General features: G+C 60.3%; 16 protein-coding genes. 12 read left to right on the forward strand and 4 right to left on the reverse strand.

Going from position 1 to position 17,449, the window contains the following annotated elements; all coding sequences use genetic code 11:
* Positions 1-105: 105 nt before the first annotated feature.
* The 11 genes from ACZ9W6_RS00760 (at position 106) to ACZ9W6_RS00810 (ending at position 13,344) form a co-directional block, all read left to right on the forward strand.
* The gene (locus ACZ9W6_RS00760) at positions 106-993 is read left to right on the forward strand and encodes a branched-chain amino acid ABC transporter permease (protein ID WP_465189137.1); all 888 of its coding nucleotides are present in this window, start codon (positions 106-108) and stop codon (positions 991-993) included.
* Between the two features lie 2 nt (positions 994-995).
* Positions 996-2,060 carry a branched-chain amino acid ABC transporter permease gene (locus ACZ9W6_RS00765; protein ID WP_465189138.1) on the forward strand — a complete coding sequence of 355 codons (1,065 nt, stop codon included), beginning with the start codon at positions 996-998 and terminating at the stop codon, positions 2,058-2,060.
* 85 nt (positions 2,061-2,145) lie between these two features.
* Positions 2,146-3,453 (forward strand): ABC transporter substrate-binding protein, encoded by a 1,308-nt coding sequence (locus ACZ9W6_RS00770; RefSeq protein WP_465189139.1) that lies wholly within the window; start codon positions 2,146-2,148, stop codon positions 3,451-3,453.
* 77 nt (positions 3,454-3,530) lie between these two features.
* Positions 3,531-4,349: an ABC transporter ATP-binding protein gene (locus ACZ9W6_RS00775; RefSeq protein ID WP_465189140.1), complete on the forward strand. Its 819-nt coding sequence runs from the start codon at positions 3,531-3,533 to the stop codon at positions 4,347-4,349.
* 35 nt (positions 4,350-4,384) lie between these two features.
* Positions 4,385-5,623, forward strand: coding sequence for a phenylacetate--CoA ligase family protein (locus tag ACZ9W6_RS00780; RefSeq protein WP_465189141.1), 1,239 nt, complete (start codon positions 4,385-4,387; stop codon positions 5,621-5,623).
* A 157-nt stretch (positions 5,624-5,780) separates the two neighbouring features.
* Positions 5,781-7,280: a CoA-acylating methylmalonate-semialdehyde dehydrogenase gene (locus tag ACZ9W6_RS00785; protein WP_465189142.1), complete on the forward strand. Its 1,500-nt coding sequence runs from the start codon at positions 5,781-5,783 to the stop codon at positions 7,278-7,280.
* Between the two features lie 51 nt (positions 7,281-7,331).
* A complete protein-coding gene (locus tag ACZ9W6_RS00790) occupies positions 7,332-8,492 on the forward strand; it encodes an acyl-CoA dehydrogenase family protein (RefSeq protein ID WP_465189143.1) in 1,161 nt (386 codons plus the stop codon).
* A gap of 18 nt (positions 8,493-8,510) precedes the next feature.
* Positions 8,511-9,290, forward strand: coding sequence for an enoyl-CoA hydratase (locus ACZ9W6_RS00795; RefSeq protein ID WP_465189144.1), 780 nt, complete (start codon positions 8,511-8,513; stop codon positions 9,288-9,290).
* 39 nt (positions 9,291-9,329) lie between these two features.
* A complete protein-coding gene (locus ACZ9W6_RS00800) occupies positions 9,330-10,451 on the forward strand; it encodes an enoyl-CoA hydratase/isomerase family protein (RefSeq protein WP_465189145.1) in 1,122 nt (373 codons plus the stop codon).
* A 12-nt stretch (positions 10,452-10,463) separates the two neighbouring features.
* Positions 10,464-11,351, forward strand: coding sequence for a 3-hydroxyisobutyrate dehydrogenase (mmsB, locus tag ACZ9W6_RS00805; RefSeq protein ID WP_465189146.1), 888 nt, complete (start codon positions 10,464-10,466; stop codon positions 11,349-11,351).
* A 262-nt stretch (positions 11,352-11,613) separates the two neighbouring features.
* On the forward strand, positions 11,614-13,344 hold the full coding sequence (locus tag ACZ9W6_RS00810) for a DEAD/DEAH box helicase (protein ID WP_465189147.1): 1,731 nt from the start codon (positions 11,614-11,616) through the stop codon (positions 13,342-13,344).
* 27 nt (positions 13,345-13,371) lie between these two features.
* Here the strand turns inward: ACZ9W6_RS00810 and ACZ9W6_RS00815 are convergent, their stop codons facing one another.
* The 4 genes from ACZ9W6_RS00815 to trxA all read right to left on the reverse strand — a co-directional run bounded on the left by ACZ9W6_RS00815 (position 13,372) and on the right by trxA (position 16,421).
* Positions 13,372-13,971: a CoA pyrophosphatase gene (locus tag ACZ9W6_RS00815; RefSeq protein ID WP_465189148.1), complete on the reverse strand. Its 600-nt coding sequence runs from the start codon at positions 13,969-13,971 to the stop codon at positions 13,372-13,374.
* Between the two features lies 1 nt (position 13,972).
* Positions 13,973-14,614 (reverse strand): trimeric intracellular cation channel family protein, encoded by a 642-nt coding sequence (locus ACZ9W6_RS00820; protein ID WP_465189149.1) that lies wholly within the window; start codon positions 14,612-14,614, stop codon positions 13,973-13,975.
* Between the two features lie 63 nt (positions 14,615-14,677).
* A complete protein-coding gene (gene rho / locus ACZ9W6_RS00825; protein ID WP_465189150.1) occupies positions 14,678-15,934 on the reverse strand; it encodes a transcription termination factor Rho in 1,257 nt (418 codons plus the stop codon).
* A gap of 157 nt (positions 15,935-16,091) precedes the next feature.
* A complete protein-coding gene (gene trxA / locus ACZ9W6_RS00830) occupies positions 16,092-16,421 on the reverse strand; it encodes a thioredoxin TrxA (RefSeq protein WP_465189151.1) in 330 nt (109 codons plus the stop codon).
* Positions 16,422-16,620: 199 nt separating this feature from the next.
* On the opposite strand from trxA, the gene fabI reads away from it, so the two are divergent.
* A complete protein-coding gene (gene fabI, locus ACZ9W6_RS00835; RefSeq protein ID WP_465189152.1) occupies positions 16,621-17,409 on the forward strand; it encodes an enoyl-ACP reductase FabI in 789 nt (262 codons plus the stop codon).
* Positions 17,410-17,449 lie beyond the last annotated feature (40 nt).

The following is a 17,449-nucleotide window of genomic DNA, read 5'->3' on the forward strand; positions in this document are numbered from 1 at the left end:
CTGCAAATCGCCCAGCCACCGCGCCAGAAACGCGGCGGACAGGCCCCGCTTTGCCTGCAATCTCGCTGCGGCCAACCTTGGCCGCAGTCATACAGGAGCAGAAACATGGAATGGCAGTTTTTTCTGGAAGTGCTCGCCGGTGGCCTGTTGGCCGGCGTGATGTACTCGCTGGTCGCCCTTGGCTTTGTGCTGATTTACAAGGCCTCCGGCGTCTTCAACTTTGCCCAGGGCGCGATGGTGCTGTTTGCCGCACTGTCCTTTGTCTCCATTGAGGCGATGGGCGTGCCATTCTGGCTGGCGCTGATTCTGACGCTAGGCCTGATGGTGCTGTTGGGCGTGGCGATCGAGCGTGTGGTACTGCGCCCGCTGGTCAACCAGCCGCCCATCACCCTGTTCATGGCCACCATCGGTCTGGCCTTTTTCATCGAAGGCATGGCGCAAATGGTGTGGGGCAACGATGTGCACGGCCTGGAGCTGGGCATCACCGACGAGCCGTTTGATGTCTACGGCGTCTTCATCTCCAAGTTCGACCTGTTTGCTGCGGCAGTCGGCGGCACGCTGGTGGCCGCACTGGCACTGTTTTTCAGCAAGACCAAGCTTGGCCGCGCCTTGCGGGCGGTGGCTGATGACCATCAGGCCGCGATGTCGGTCGGCATTCCGCTCAAGCACATCTGGGCGATTGTCTGGGGTGTTGCCGGTTTTGTGGCACTGGTCGCCGGCCTGCTATGGGGCTCGCGTCTCGGTGTGCAGTTTGCGCTGACGCTGGTGGTGCTGAAGGCCTTGCCGGTGCTGATTCTCGGCGGTTTCACTTCAGTGCCGGGCGCGATTGTCGGCGGCCTGATCATCGGTGCCGGCGAAAAACTGGCCGAAGTCTATCTGGGGCCTTTCCTCTCCGGTGGCATCGAAAACTGGTTCCCTTACATGCTGGCCTTGCTGTTCCTGCTGATTCGTCCTGAAGGCCTGTTCGGCGAAAAACATATCGAGAGGGTTTAACCATGATTTATCGCGAATCCGGCCAATTCAAAAGCAGCTACGCCGCCGACTCGGCCATCTTCACCATCAAGCAGGACCGCCTGTTCATCATTGCCCTGCTGGCGCTGGCCTTTGTCGCCACGCCAGGCCTGGCCAGTGACTACCTGCTGTCAGGTATCCTGATTCCGTTCCTAATCCTGTCGCTGGCCGCGCTGGGCTTGAACATCCTGACCGGCTACGCCGGCCAGCTGTCGCTGGGCTCGGCCGCCTTCATGGCTGTCGGTGCGTTTGCCACCTACAACTTCATGCTGCGCATGCCGGGCATGCCCTTGCTGGTCGCTTTCTTCATGGGCGGCCTGTCAGCGGCGCTGGTCGGCGTGGCCTTCGGCTTGCCATCCTTGCGTATCAAGGGCTTTTATCTGGCAGTAGCAACGTTGGCCGCACAGTTTTTCATCGAGTGGGTGTTCACCAAGTTTGGCTGGTTCAGTAATTACAGCTCGTCCGGCGTGATTACCGCGCCAGCGATGCAGGTATTCGGCATTGCCATCGACACCCCGGCCAGCAAGTATCTGCTGACGCTGTCCATCGTCGCCTTCATGGCGCTGGCGGCCAAGAATATGGCGCGCAGCAGTATCGGCCGCTCGTGGATGGCCATCCGTGACATGGATGTGGCTGCCGAGGTGATAGGCATTCCGATGCTGCGCACCAAATTGCTGGCCTTTGCCATCAGCTCTTTCTACTGCGGCGTGGCCGGCGCGCTGTACGCCTTCGTGCTGCTGGGCACGGTGGATGCCCAGGCATTCGATCTGCATCGCTCTTTCCAGATCCTCTTCATGATCATCATCGGCGGCGTCGGCAGTATTCTCGGTTCCTTCCTTGGTGCCGGCTTCATCGTGCTGCTGCCTATCGGCCTGAACCTGCTGGGCCAGGTCTTCCACGGTGCCATCAGCACCCAGTTTCTTGCCAACCTCGAAATGATGATTTTCGGCGGCCTGATCATCTTTTTCCTGATCGTCGAACCACACGGCCTCGCCCGCCTGTGGCAGATCGCCAAGGAAAAGCTGCGCGTCTGGCCCTTCCCGCACTGACCCCCGGCCCGGCCGCCCCTTGCCGGCCGGGCTTGTATCCGCACCATCCGTAGCACGACAACAGAGAAAGACCAGGAGACATACAATGCAAAAAACCATCGTTGCCGCTTCCCTCGCCCTGCTGACCGTTGCCGGCATTGCCCAGGCTGCCGACCAGTTCATCCCGATTCCGAGCTATCGCGTCGGCCCTTACGCTTCGGGCGGTGCCAAGTTTTACGGCGGCATGATCGACTACCTCAACTACGTCAATCTGAAAGAAGGTGGCGTGGGTGGCGTGAAGCTGACTTACGAAGAGTGCGAAACCGAATACAAGAATGACCGCGGCGTCGAATGCTACGAACGACTGAAAGCCAAGGCCGGCGGTGCTTCGGCCTTCAACTTCATGTCGACCGGCATCACTTATGCGGTGATGGATCGCTCCGACAAGGACCAGATTCCGCTGATGACCATGGGCTTTGGCCGCGCCGATGCTGCCGATGGCCGCGCCTTCAAATACACCTTCCCGCTGATTACCAGCTACTGGAGCCAGGCCACCGCCAAGATCCAGTTTATCGGCCAGCGTCTGGGCGGCATGGACAAGCTCAAGGGCAAGAAGATCGTCAACCTGTATCACGGCTCGGCCTACGGCAAGGAAACCATGCCGGTGCTGGATGCGATGGCCAAGAAATACGGCTTCACCCTGCAAAATATCGAGGTCCCAGCTCCGGGTACCGAGCAGCAATCGCAGTGGCTGGAAATCCGCCGCGCCCGTCCGGACTTCGTGATCCTGCGCAGCTGGGGTGTGATGACACCGGCCGCACTGAAATCGGCGCAGAAAGTCGGCTTCCCGCGTGAAAACATCGTCTCCAACTGGTGGGGCGGCTCGGAAGAAGACGCGATTGCCGCAGGTGACGCCGCCAAGGGCTATATCGCCGGCAGCTTTGCGCTGGACGGCAAGCAGTTCCCGCTGATCCAGGACATCGAAAAGAGCCTGTACGGCGCGGGCAAGGGCAATCTGTCGGATAAAGGCTCGATCGGCACCGTCAACTACAACCGTGGCGTGGTCAGCGGCATCCTGATGGTCGAGGCGATTCGTGCCGCACAGAAGAAATACGGCGCGAAAACCCTGAATGGCGACCAGATCCGCTGGGGCATGGAAAACCTGAACATCGACGTCAAGCGCCAGAAAGACCTGGGCATCAGCGACATGATCCCGCCGCTGAAAACCAGCTGCGAAAACCACGAGGGTAGCGGCTACACCCGCTTCATGCAGTGGGACGGCAAGGACTGGAAGCCGGTATCCGGCTGGATCAAGGCCGACACCAGCGTGACCGGCCCGTTGATCAAGGCCTCGGTTGACAAACACGTGCAGGAAAAAGGCATCAAGCTGCGCGACTGCGCGGCCGAGAAGTAAGGCCGGCGATCCGGCAAGACTGCACCTGCTACTGAATTGCGCCGGGGCCACGCGCCCCGGCCACACGGAGTTTTCGCATGCAAACCACGCCTACCCCGTTTCTGCTGTCGGTCAACAATATCGAAGTCATCTACAACCATGTGATCCTGGTGCTCAAGGGCGTGTCACTTGATGTGCCCGAAGGCCAGATCGTCGCCCTGCTCGGTGCCAACGGCGCCGGCAAGAGCACCACGCTGAAGGCCATCTCGACGCTGCTGCGTTCGGAGCGCGGCGACATCACCAAGGGCAGCATCGAGTATCGCGGCCAACGTATCGACGCGATGACGCCAGACCAGCTGGTGCGCCAAGGCGTGATCCAGGTGATGGAAGGCCGCCACTGCTTCGGCCATCTGACGGTCGAAGAAAACCTGCTGACCGGTGCCTATACCCGCGCCATCAGCCGCAGCGAGATCAAGCTGGCGCTAGAGCGCATCTATCACTACTTTCCGCGCCTGAAAACCCGCCGCCAGAGCCAGGCCGGCTACACCAGCGGCGGCGAGCAACAAATGGTGGCCATCGGCCGCGCGATGATGGCCGATCCGAAAATGATTCTGCTGGACGAGCCATCTATGGGCCTGGCACCGCAGATCGTCGAAGAGATCTTCGAGATCGTGCGCGAGCTTAACGAGAAGGAAGGCGTGAGCTTCCTCCTGGCCGAACAAAACACCAATGTGGCACTAAAGTACGCCCACTATGGCTACATCCTCGAAAACGGCCGCGTGGTGATGGACGGCAGCGCCGAAGACCTGCGCAGCAACGAGGACGTGAAAGAGTTCTACCTCGGCCTTGGCGGTGACGGCCGCAAGAGCTTCCGTGACGTCAAGCACTACCGCCGCCGCAAGCGCTGGCTGGCCTGATGCCCGACTAACCGAACCGCTCACCGAAAGCTGCCATGACCTACCCCGACCCACGCGAAACGCGGCCACACGCCCAAAGGTTGGCCGCATTGCTGCGCGCCCTGCCGGCGCAGCTTGCCCATGCCAAGGCGGCGAGTCCGGCTTATGCCGCACTGCTGGCTGATGTCGATACCAGCCGCATCGACACCCTGGCTGCATTGGCCAACCTGCCGCTAACCCGCAAGTCGGCACTGCTGCATGCCCAGCGCGAGCTGCCGCCATTTGGCGGTTTCGCCGCACTGCCAGCCGGCGAGGCGCAGCGGCTGTTTGCCTCGCCCGGCCCGATCTACGAACCGCAAGGCCACGGCGACGACTTCTGGCGCATGAGCCGCGCGCTGTACGCGGCCGGTTTTCGCGCCGGCGACATCGTGCATAACGGCTTTTCCTACCACTTCACCCCTGGTGGCTGGATGCTGGATGCCGGCGCCCGCGCGCTGGGCTGTGCGGTGTTTCCGGGCGGCACAGGCCAGACCGAACTGCAGGCGCAGGCGATGCATGATCTGGGTGCCACCGCCTACACCGGCACGCCCTCGTTTCTCAAGCTGATCCTCGAAAAAGCCGAGCAGCTGCAGCTGCCTTTGCCGCGCCTCAGCAAGGCGCTGGTCAGCGGCGAAGCCCTGCCAGCCAGCCTGCGCGCCTGGTTTGCCGAGCGTGGCATCAGCGTTTTCCAGTGCTACGCCACTGCCGATCTCGGGCTGATTGCCTACGAAAGCGTGGCCGGTGACGGCATGGTGGTGGACGAAGACATCCTGCTGGAGCTGGTCAGCCCCGGTAGCGGCCAGCCTGTTGCAACAGGGGAGATCGGCGAAGTGGTGGTCACCAGCTTTAACCGCGATTACCCGCTGCTGCGCTTTGCCACCGGCGATCTGTCGGCCGAGCTGCTTGCGCCATCGCCTTGCGGCCGCAGCAATATCCGTATCAAGGGCTGGCTTGGCCGCGCCGACCAGACTTGCAAGATCAAAGGCATGTTTGTCCATCCGGAGCAGATCCACGCCATTGCCGCCCGTCATCCGCAACTGGGCCGGCTGCGGCTGGTTGTCACCCGCGACAATCACCTGGATTGCATGGCGCTACACGCCGAATGTGCACCCGCATCACAAAACGACAGCCTGGTCACCGCCATCACCGACACTCTGCGCGAGCTGACCAAGCTGCGCGGCGATGTCGTACTGTGCGCACCGGCCAGTCTGCCGGCCGACGGCAAAGTCATTGCTGACGAACGTCCGCTCGAGTAAGCGTTTTCACCTTTGACATGGCGACTGTTGCATCAGGTGACAGTCGCCATTAAAAAGCCGTTGCGAAAACCAAGCACTTGCTCTAATTTACCCGAAATGCTTACGTTTACGTAAACTAGAATTACAACATGGGCCACACAACCCCAAGGAGATCACCATGTCGCACCTGCCTACCGTCAAGCTGCTGATTGGCGGCGAATTTGTGGAATCCCGTACCAGCGAATGGCGCGATGTCGTCAATCCGGCCACGCAAGAAGTGCTGGCTCGCGTGCCGATGGCCACGGCTGATGAAGTCGCTGCTGCAGTAGCGGCCGGCAAGGCCGCCTTCAAGAGCTGGAAGAAAACCCCGATCGGTACCCGCGCCCGCATCTTCCTCAAGCTGCAGCAGCTGATTCGCGACAATATGAAAGAGCTGGCCGCCCTGCTCTCTGCCGAGCAAGGCAAGACCCTGCTGGATGCCGAGGGCGATGTGTTCCGCGGCCTCGAAGTTGTCGAGCATGCGGCCAACATCGGCACGCTGCAACTGGGCGAATACGCCGAGAACGTCGCCGGCGGTGTCGATACCTATACCGTGATGCAGCCGCTGGGCGTGTGCGCCGGCATCACCCCGTTCAACTTCCCGGCGATGATTCCGCTGTGGATGTTCCCGATGGCGATTGCCACCGGCAACACCTTTGTACTGAAGCCTTCCGAGCAGGACCCGCTGGTAACCATGCGCCTGGTCGAGCTGGCACTGCAAGCCGGCATTCCCGCTGGCGTACTCAATGTGGTGCATGGCGGCCCTGAGGTGGTGAACGCCATCTGCGACCACCCCGACATCAAGGCGATCAGCTTTGTCGGCTCGACCAAGGTGGGCACTCATGTCTACAACCGCGCCAGCCTTAACGGCAAGCGCGTGCAATGCATGATGGGCGCCAAGAACCACGCCATCGTGCTGCCGGATGCCAACAAGGAACAGGCACTGAATCAGCTGACCGGTGCCGCTTTCGGCGCCGCCGGCCAGCGCTGCATGGCACTGAGCGTGGCCGTGCTGGTGGGCGAGGCACAGCAATGGATTCCCGATCTGGTGGCCAAGGCCAAGACCCTGCGCGTCGGTGCCGGCAGCGACAATCCTGACCTTGGCCCGGTAATCAGCTGCAGCGCACGTGATCGCATCCACACACTGATCGAGAAAGGCATTGCCGAAGGCGCGAAGCTGGAGCTGGACGGCCGCGAGATCAGTGTTGACGGCTACCCTAACGGCAATTTTGTCGCACCGACCATTTTCAGCGGCGTGAAGCCCGGCATGAGCGTTTACGAGCAAGAAATCTTCGGGCCGGTGCTATGCCTGATGGCCGCCGACAGCATCGACGAGGCCATCGACATCATCAATGCCAACCCGAACGGCAACGGCACAGCCATCTTTACCCAGAGTGGCGCGGCCGCCCGCCGCTTCCAGGAAGATATCGATGTAGGCCAGGTCGGCATCAATGTGCCGATTCCGGTGCCGGTGCCGCTGTTCAGTTTTACCGGCTCGCGCGCGTCCAAGCTGGGCGATCTCGGCCCATACGGCAAGCAGGTGGTGCTGTTCTACACCCAGACCAAGACCGTCACCAGTCGCTGGTTTGACGACGACGCCAGCAACGGCAAGGTCCACACCACCATCCAGCTCAAGTAATCAACCCGAAAAGCGCCGGCAAGCTGCTTTGCCGGCGCCAGAGAGCCTGCCATGGACTTTTCCCTCAGCCCCGAACAAGAGGCCTTTCGTGACAGTGCGCGCGAATTTGCCCGCTGCGAACTCGCCCCGCACGCCGCCCACTGGGATGAAAACGAAATCTTCCCGCTGGATGTGCTGCGCCGCGCCGGCGAAATGGGCTTTTGCGGTCTGTACACGCCCGAGCAATACGGCGGACTCGGCCTGCCCCGCCTCGACGCCGCCATCATCTTCGAAGAGCTGGCCGCCGGCTGCACCAGCACCACCGCCTATCTGACCATCCACAATATGGTCAGCTGGATGATAGGCAGCTTCGCAGCGCCCGAGTTAGCCGCGCACTGGGGGCCGCTGCTCGCCAGCGGCGAGAAATTCGGCAGCTACTGCCTGACCGAACCGGGTGCCGGCTCTGATGCGGCCAACCTGCGCACTCGTGCCGAACGCGACGGCGACGATTACGTACTGAACGGCAGCAAGGCCTTTATCAGCGGCGCCGGCAGCACCGATGTGCTGGTGGTGATGGCACGCACTGGCGGCGCGGGTGCCAAGGGCATCTCGGCGCTACTGGTACCGGCCGATCTGACCGGCATCCACTATGGCAAGAAAGAAAAAAAGATGGGCTGGAACAGCCAGCCCACCCGCACCATCACCTTTGACAATGTGCGCGTGCCGGTGGCCAACCTGCTGGGCAGCGAAGGCCAGGGCTTCAGCCTCGCGATGAAGGGGCTGGATGGCGGTCGCATCAATATCGCCACTTGCTCGGTCGGCACGGCACAAGCCGCGCTCGATGCGGCCAACCGCTATGTGCAGGAACGCCAGCAATTCGGCCAGCCGCTGGCCGAATTCCAGAGCGTGCAGTTTCGCCTCGCCGACATGGCCACCGAGCTGATTGCCGCACGGCAGATGGTAAGGTTGGCCGCATGGCAGCTCGACCAGCAACAGCCCGCAGCCAGCACCTATTGTGCGATGGCCAAGCGCTTTGCCACCGACACCGGTTTCAAGGTCGCCAACGAGGCGCTGCAACTGTTCGGCGGCTACGGCTATATCAAGGAATACCCGCTGGAGCGCTATCTGCGCGACAACCGCGTGCACCAGATTCTGGAAGGCACCAATGAAATCATGCGCGTGATCATCGCCCGCAAACTGCTGCAGGACGCCGCCAGCAGCACCCTGCGCTAAGCAACAGGAGCCACACCCATGCACTACACCAATCTGAATGTCGAAAAACACGGCCACACCGCGCTGATCACCATCGCCAACCCGCCAGCCAATACCTGGACGCTGGCCAGCCTGGCCGCGCTGCAACAACTGGTCAGCGATCTCAACGCCGACCGCGACATCTACGCGCTGGTGATTACCGGCGAAGGCGAGAAATTTTTCAGCGCCGGCGCTGATCTCAAGCAGTTTGCCGATGGCGACAAGGGTCATGCCGCCAGTGCCAGCATCGCGTTTGGCGAAGCCTTCGAAGCGCTGTCGGCGTTTCGTGGCGTGAGTATTGCCGCCATCAACGGCTACGCCATGGGCGGCGGGCTTGAGTGTGCGCTGGCTTGCGATATCCGCATCGCCGAAGAACAGGCACAAATGGCACTGCCGGAGGCCGCCGTCGGCCTGCTGCCCTGTGCCGGCGGCACGCAGAATCTGCCGTGGCTGGTCGGCGAAGGCTGGGCGAAACGCATGATTCTGTGCGGCGAGCGCGTCGATGCCGCCACCGCGCTGCGCATCGGTCTGGTAGAAGAAGTCGTCGCCAAGGGCGAGGCGCGTGCAGCGGCACTGGCACTGGCCGAAAAGGTTGGCCGCCAGTCGCCGGTTGCCGTCAGCGCCTGCAAGACGCTGGTGCAACGCGCACGCCACGCACCGCCTGCGGCCAACCTGATTCACGAGCGCGAGTTGTTCGTCAAACTGTTCGATAGCCTCGACCAGCGCGAAGGTGTCAATGCCTTCCTCGAAAAACGCGCGCCGCAGTGGATAAACGCCTGAACGACAGCCTGACTGTCTTGCCACGAAGGAAACAGAACCATGAACGACGTCGTGTTGTTCGATGAAGTCGCCACCGCCAGCGGCTTCCGCCTCGGCATTGCCACCCTGAATGCGGAAAAAGCGCTGAACGCGCTGAATCTCGACATGATCCGTCTGCTCGATGCGCGGCTGTCGATCTGGGCGGCCGACGAGGGCATTGCCGCGGTGCTGCTGCGCGGTGCCGGCGACAAGGCCTTCTGCGCCGGCGGCGATGTGCGGGCGCTGCGCGAGGCGCTGCTTGCCGACGAGCAATATCCGAATCCGGTAGCTGAAGACTTTTTCAGCCGCGAATACGCGCTCGATTACCGCATTCACAGCTACAGCAAGCCTTTGCTGGTCTGGGGCAATGGCATCGTGATGGGCGGCGGCCTTGGCCTGATGGCCGGTGCCAGCCACCGCATCGCCACCGCCAGTACCCGCATTGCCATGCCGGAAATCACCATCGGCCTGTATCCGGATGTCGCTGGCAGCTGGTTTCTGCAGCGCATGCCGGCACGCGCCGGCCTGTTTCTCGGCCTGACTGGCGCACCGCTGAATGCGCGCGACGCACTGCTGTGCAATCTGGCCGACCACATTCTGCCGCAACAGGCCTGGCCGCAACTGCTGCAACAGCTGACCACCCTGCCGTGGCAGCATGAGGCCGCGGCCAACCATGCCCTGACCACCGCCTGCCTTGGCGAACTCGAAGCCGGCAACCCGGACGAGCTGGCCGACAGCCAGGTTGGCCGCAATCTCGCGCAGATCCACACCTTGCTCAACAAGGGCTCGCTGGCGGCCTTTGACCGCGCGCTACGCGACACCGCCTTCGAAGACCCGTGGCTGGCCGCCGCAGCCAAGAGCTATCTCGCCGGCAGCCCGATGAGCGCAGCGGTAAGCTGGGAGATTTTCCGCCGCGCGCGCCATCTGTCGCTGGCCGAGGCGCTGCGCATGGAGCTGGCGTTGTCGCTGAACTTCTGCAGTGGGCCGGAGTTCCGCGAGGGCGTGCGCGCCCTGCTGATCGACAAGGATCGCAAACCGCAGTGGCACTGGCCTCGCCTTGCCGATATCGACCACGCCGCCGTCAGCCAGCATTTCAGCCAGCCCTGGCGGCCGCAAGATCACCCCCTGGCCGCACTGGCCTGAACCGGAGACAGCATGATGAAACAGATTGCATTTATCGGCCTTGGCAATATGGGCGGCCCGATGGCGGCCAACCTTGTAAAAGCAGGTTTTGCGGTACGCGGTTTTGACTTGTCAGAAAACGCCCTGCGCCAGTTTGCCGCCGCCGGCGGCCAGGTAGCAGCCAGCATTGCCGAGGCAATTCAGGGCGTCGATGCAGTGATAACCATGCTGCCAGCCGGCAAGCATGTCGCCGGCCTGTATCTGGGCGAGCAAGGCCTGTGCGCCAGCCTGCCTGCCGGCACCTTGCTGGTGGATTGCAGCACGATTGATGTTGCCAGTGCCCGCCAGGTTGGCGAAGCTGCCTCCCGCGCCGGTCATCGCTTTGTCGATGCACCGGTTTCCGGTGGTACGGCGGGTGCAGCCGCCGGCACGCTGACTTTCATGGTTGGTGGCGAAGCGGCCAACGTCGATGCGGCCCGCGAGCTGTTCAACGCCATGGGCAAGAACATCTTCCATGCAGGCAATATCGGTGCCGGCCAGACCGCCAAGGTCTGCAACAATATGCTGCTTGGCATCCTGATGGCCGGCACTGCCGAAGCGCTGGCGCTGGGTGTGCGCAACGGCCTCGATCCGGCCGTGCTGTCAGAGATCATGAGCAAGAGCTCGGGCCGCAACTGGGCGCTAGAACTCTACAACCCGTGGCCTGGCGTGATGGAAAATACCCCGGCCAGTCGCGCCTATGCAGGCGGTTTCATGTCTGAACTGATGTTGAAAGACCTGGGTCTTGCCGAAGAAACCGCCATCCAGAGCCATGCGGCCAACCCGATGGGCGCATTGGCACGCAACCTCTACGCCAGCCATGTCGCACAAGGCAATGGCAAGCTGGACTTTTCCAGCATTATCAATCAGTTCCGCGGCTGATTGATCAACACAAGCCTTGGCCGTCATATCAGACGGTCAAGGTGATTTCATTTGCATAAATTGAATTTATTAAGCACTTGCCGCTGCAATATTTGCCCAATCAATGTAGAATCAAACAAATCGCGCCCTGCCAATCATCGCGACTCCTCATTTAAAGCCCAGCACACTACCGGGTTCACCCTCATAATTGCCTGCCTGATCTGATTGGCATTCTCCTTCTTCAAGGATCAGGCGGCCTGAATTGCAAACAAGCTCACACTACATGTCCGAATTGACTTTTGCCGCACTGGGTCTTGCCGAGCCCCTGCTGCAGGCCGTAGCCGAAACTGGTTACACCCAGCCTACTCCTATCCAGGCGCAGGCCATTCCCCAGGTATTGCAAGGTGGCGATCTGCTGGCTGCAGCGCAAACCGGTACCGGCAAAACCGCCGGCTTTACCCTGCCTTTGCTGCATCGCCTGATGGACAAGCCATCCAAGCAAAAAGGCCGTCCGCGCGCACTGGTACTGACCCCGACCCGCGAACTGGCTGCGCAGGTAGAAGAGTCCGTACGCGAGTACGGCAAATACCTGAGCCTGAAATCCATGGTGATGTTTGGCGGCGTTGGCATCAACCCGCAGATTTCCGCCCTGAAAAAGCCGGTAGACATTCTGGTGGCCACACCAGGCCGTTTGCTGGATCACGCTGGCCAGAAAACCGTTGACCTGTCTGGCGTCGAGATTCTGGTGCTGGACGAAGCCGATCGCATGCTGGACATGGGCTTCATTCACGACATCAAGAAAGTGCTGGCCATGCTGCCAGCCGAGCGTCAGAACCTGCTGTTCTCCGCCACCTTCTCTGACGACATCAAAAAACTGGCTGACAAGCTGCTGAACCAGCCCAAGCTGGTTGAAGTAGCACGTCCGAATACCACCAACGAACAGATCACCCAGAAGGTGCATCTGGTTGACCGCGATCGTAAAACCGAGTTGCTGACTCATCTGATCAAGTCTGGCGACTGGCATCAGGTGCTGGTCTTCACCCGCACCAAACACGGCGCCAACCGCCTGGCCGAAAAGCTGGAAAAAGCAGGCATTGCCAGCATGGCAATTCACGGCAACAAGAGTCAGGGTGCACGCACCAAGGCGCTGGCCGGCTTCAAGGATGGTAGCCTGCCGGTTCTGGTGGCCACCGATATCGCCGCCCGCGGCCTGGATATCGAAGAACTGCCACACGTGGTGAACTTCGAGTTGCCAAACGTGCCGGAAGACTACGTACACCGCATCGGCCGTACCGGTCGTGCCGGCTGCAAGGGCGAAGCCCTGTCGCTGGTATGCGTTGACGAGCTGGGCTTCCTGCGCGACATCGAAAAGCTGATCAAGCAGCAAGTTGAGCGCGTCAGCGTTGCCGGCTTCGAAGCCGACATGGGCGCAGAGCCACAGGCTATCGAGATCGGCCTTGGCCGCTACATTCACGGTGCCCTCACCCCGACCAGCGCCCCGAAAGGCCAGGGTCGCAAGCCGCAAGGCCAGGGTCAGCGCAGCGGCCGCGGTGCACCAGCACGCGACAACAACCGCGCTGACGCAGCCAGCCAGGGCGAAGGCAAGAGCGAAGCACGCCGCAACAGCAATCCACGCAAGAGCGGTCAGCCTAATCGCGAACAGGCCAATGGCCAGCAGCAAGAACGCAGAACCGGCGAACAGAAGCGTAGCAGCCCGCAAGGCAAGCCTGCGGCCAACCCTGCCGCCCGCAAGCCGGCCGCCACCAACAAGCCGCGTCAGTCCAAAGAGCCGAATGGCAACTTCTTCCATGATGACGGCCCGCGCCAGCCTACCCTGACGCTACACACACTCGGCATCTCGGCAACGGATGATCCACCATTGCTGATGAACAAGCGCGGCGGTGGCAGCAGCAATAACAGCAGCCACAACAACCAGCGCAACGGCAAGCCACGCAGCAATAACAACCAGCGCGGCCGCCAGCAATCGGCACTCTTCAACCCGCCGAAGCGTTAACAAAAAAGCCACCGCAAGGTGGCTTTTTTATTCAGGCAAAGGCGGCAATATCGCGGCCAACCTTCGCAGCATGGCGGCTGTCGCCCCCCAGATATAGTAATCGCGATAGCTGATGCTGTAATAATGCCCGCTGAAGCCCTCCCGCCGCACCGGATGCCGCTCGTATGCTGACAAGTCGGCCAACACCCGCCATGGCACACAAAACACCTCGGCCACCTCGTCCGGCTGCGGTGACAGTTGCCAGTCTCGTGTTTGCAAGGCAAGTACCGGTGTCACCTCATAACCGGTGATGGTTATATAGCTAGGCAAGACACCCAGCACCTCGACCGCCGCCGCATCCAGCCCGACTTCCTCCCGCGCCTCACGCAAGGCTGCCGCCACCACCCCTTCATGCGGCCCATCGAGCTTGCCACCCGGGAAACTGATCTGGCCGGCATGACTGCGCAGATGCTCGGTCCGCCTTGTCAGCAGCATCTGCAAACCCGCTTCCCCCTCACTCAACAGCATCAGCACCGCCGCCTTGCGGACAACCTCGGGCCGCGGCAGCAAGCCCTCTTCGTCCGGCAGAGCGATCTGCCGAGTCAATACATTTCCGACCTGCCCCAACCAGCTCGCCATTGCCGACATATCACCTCCTGTTTTTCACTCCGGGCTTGGGCAAGGACAGCTCCTGCCAGTGCGCAAGCAAGCGCAAAGCCAAACCTGCAACAAACAAAAGCTGTACCGCCAGCAGGCGATCCCAACCCTGCTGACTCAGCACATACAACACTGCCGCCACCAGAATCGACACGGTTCCGTAAAAATCCTGATGCAGGATAAACGGCACGTCATTGACCATCATGTCACGCACGATACCGCCACCCACTGCCGTGACAAAACCCAGCAAGACCACACCAAAAGCATTCAGATGAAACTCGACACCAAGCTTCGCACCCGCAAGGCTGAAAGCCACTAGGCCGATAGAGTCGGCAATAATGAATAACCGCGTCAGTATCTCGTTTTCTCGCTTGTGCAAGCGCAGCAGCCAGGCAAACAGCAGCGTCACAGCAATCACGACGAGGTTGGTATTATCCAGAAACACCATGGGCATGCGGCCAACCAGCACATCACGAATGATGCCGCCACCAATCGCGGTCAGCAGCGTCACAATCACTACACCCAGCCAGTCCAGGTGTTTGCGCACCCCCAGCAAATAACCGGAAACCGCAAAGGCCACCGTGCCGATGATGGAGAATCCATCAAGATCCAGTATCAGATTCAACAAGTCCATAATTCATTCTGCAATAAAAAACGCCAGGAGCAATCCTGGCGTTGTGAGCGAGTCAAACCGGTCTTAACGGCGCATCGAGTCGAAGAACGCCAGATTGGTCTTGGTCGCCTTGATCTTGCCCAGCAGGAACTCCATTGCCTCAAGATCATCCATCGGGTACAGCAGCTTGCGCAATACCCAGATGCGTTGCAGCTGCTCTTGCTGAATCAGCAGCTCTTCACGACGGGTACCCGAACGGTTGATGTTAATCGCCGGGAAGACACGCTTCTCGGCCATGCGACGATCAAGGTGCAGTTCCATATTACCGGTGCCCTTGAATTCCTCGAAGATCACGTCATCCATACGCGAGCCGGTATCCACCAGTGCTGTCGCGATAATGGTCAGCGAACCGCCTTCTTCGATATTGCGCGCCGCACCAAAGAAGCGCTTGGGACGCTGCAGTGCATTGGCATCCACACCACCGGTCAACACCTTGCCGGATGATGGAATCACGGTATTGTAAGCACGCGCCAGACGGGTAATGGAATCCAGCAGGATCACCACATCCTTCTTGTGCTCAACCAGACGCTTGGCCTTCTCAATGACCATTTCAGCAACCTGAACGTGACGCGTTGCCGGCTCGTCAAACGTCGACGAAACCACCTCACCGCGTACCGAACGCTGCATTTCGGTCACTTCTTCCGGACGCTCGTCAATCAGCAACACGATCAGCTCGACTTCCGGGTGGTTGGTCGTAATGGCGTGCGCAATATGCGTGAGCATCACGGTTTTGCCGGACTTCGGCGGCGCAACCAGCAAGGCACGCTGACCTTTGCCGATAGGCGCGATCAGGTCGATAATACGGCTGGTCACGTTTTCCTCAGCCTTGATATCACGCTCGAGGTGCAAACGCTCGGTCGGGAACAGCGGCGTCAGGTTTTCAAACAGGATCTTGTTCTTGGCTGCCTCAGGCGGGCCACCATTGACCTTGTCTACTTTCACGAGTGCAAAGTAACGCTCACCCTCTTTCGGGGTGCGCACTTCGCCTTCAATCGTGTCGCCTGTATGCAGGTTGAAACGACGAATTTGCGACGGGCTGACGTAAATATCATCCGGCCCGGCAAGATAGGAAGAATCCGGACTGCGCAAAAAGCCGAAGCCATCGGGCAGTACTTCCAGCGTACCATCGCCAAAGATGCTTTCGCCCTTCTTGGCTTGGTTTTTCAGAATGGCAAAAATGAGGTCTTGCTTGCGCAAGCGGCTAGCACCATCGATCTCGCTGGAGATCGCCATCTGGACGAGCTCACTGACGTGAAGGTGCTTAAGGTCGGATAAATGCATGGTATGTAGGCGTTGACCAGAGAAGGACAAAAACCGGAAGTGACTAAATTCGAATGCTCCGGCCTGGCCGGAAGGACTTCGGGCGATCTCACGATCGCCCGAACTGATGAAGATCTGGCTGGAAAATAGCCGATCACACGCTTACTGTCAAACCTGATCAGCCGAGATGGGTATTCAGGAATTCAACCAGTTGCGTTTTGGACAGTGCGCCAACCTTGGTAGCAGCCACTTCACCGTTTTTGAACAGCATCAGGGTTGGAATACCGCGGATACCGAATTTCGGCGGGGTCGCTTCATTCTGGTCAATGTTCAGCTTGGCAACGGACAGGCGGCCTTGGTATTCCTTGGCCACGTCATCCAGGATAGGGGCGATCATCTTGCAAGGACCACACCACTCAGCCCAGTAATCAACCAGTACTGGCAGCTCGGCCTTCAGTACGTCCTGTTCAAAAGTATCATCGGTCACATGCAGAATCAGGTCGCTCATCGTCTTCCTCTCGAATGGCGTTTGTTTCAGGTTTTGATTCCCGATGTTAGCAACTCGGGGCCATAGCGGCAAGCACGGCGGGCCAGCCCAAGCTGGACTACAGTAAGACTTGGATGTCGGCAGATTCTCACTCTCGGCACGACGTGATAAACTGGCCGGTTCCAATAAAAACTCCACCGGATATCACACGAGGAAGTACATGGCTTTTTTACAGGGTAAAAAAATCCTGATAACCGGGATGATTTCCAATCGATCGATCGCCTACGGCATCGCCCAAGCCTGTCATCGCGAAGGTGCGGAGCTCGCCTTTACCTATGCCAGCGACAAGTTCGAGGATCGAGTCAGTGAACTTGCAGCCGAATTTGGCAGCAAGCTGGTTTTCCGCTGTGACGTACAGCAAGACGAAGACATCAAGCGCCTGTTCCTTGACCTTGGCACTCAATGGGACGGGCTTGACGGCCTGGTACACGCCATCGCCTTCGCCCCGCGCGAGGCACTCGAAGGCGACTTTCTCGACTCGCTGTCGCGTGAAGCGTTCCAGACCGCGCATGACATTTCGGCGTACAGCTTCCCGGCACTGGCCAAGGCAGCACGGCCGATGATGCGTGGCCGCCATGGCGCACTGCTGACGTTGAGCTACCTTGGCGCCGTACGAGCCATTCCGAGCTATAACGTCATGGGCCTTGCCAAAGCCAGTCTTGAAGCATCGGTACGCTTTACCGCAGCCAGCCTCGGCGCCGAAGGCACCCGCGTCAACGGCATTTCGGCAGGCCCGATCAAGACCTTGGCCGCAGCCGGCATCGCAGGCTTCAGCAAACTGCTGCACAAGGCGGCCAACCAATCCTGCCTGCGTCGCAACGTGACTGCTGAAGAAGTCGGCAATGTTGCTGCCTTCTTGCTATCCGATCTGGCCTCGGGCATAACAGGCGAGATTACCTATGTTGACGCTGGCTACAATATCAATGCCTTGACGCTGGGCGACGAATAAACAGCCACATCGGCGGGAGACCGCCGATTTTTTAACGACA

This window comes from Vogesella lacus (genome assembly GCF_979366295.1).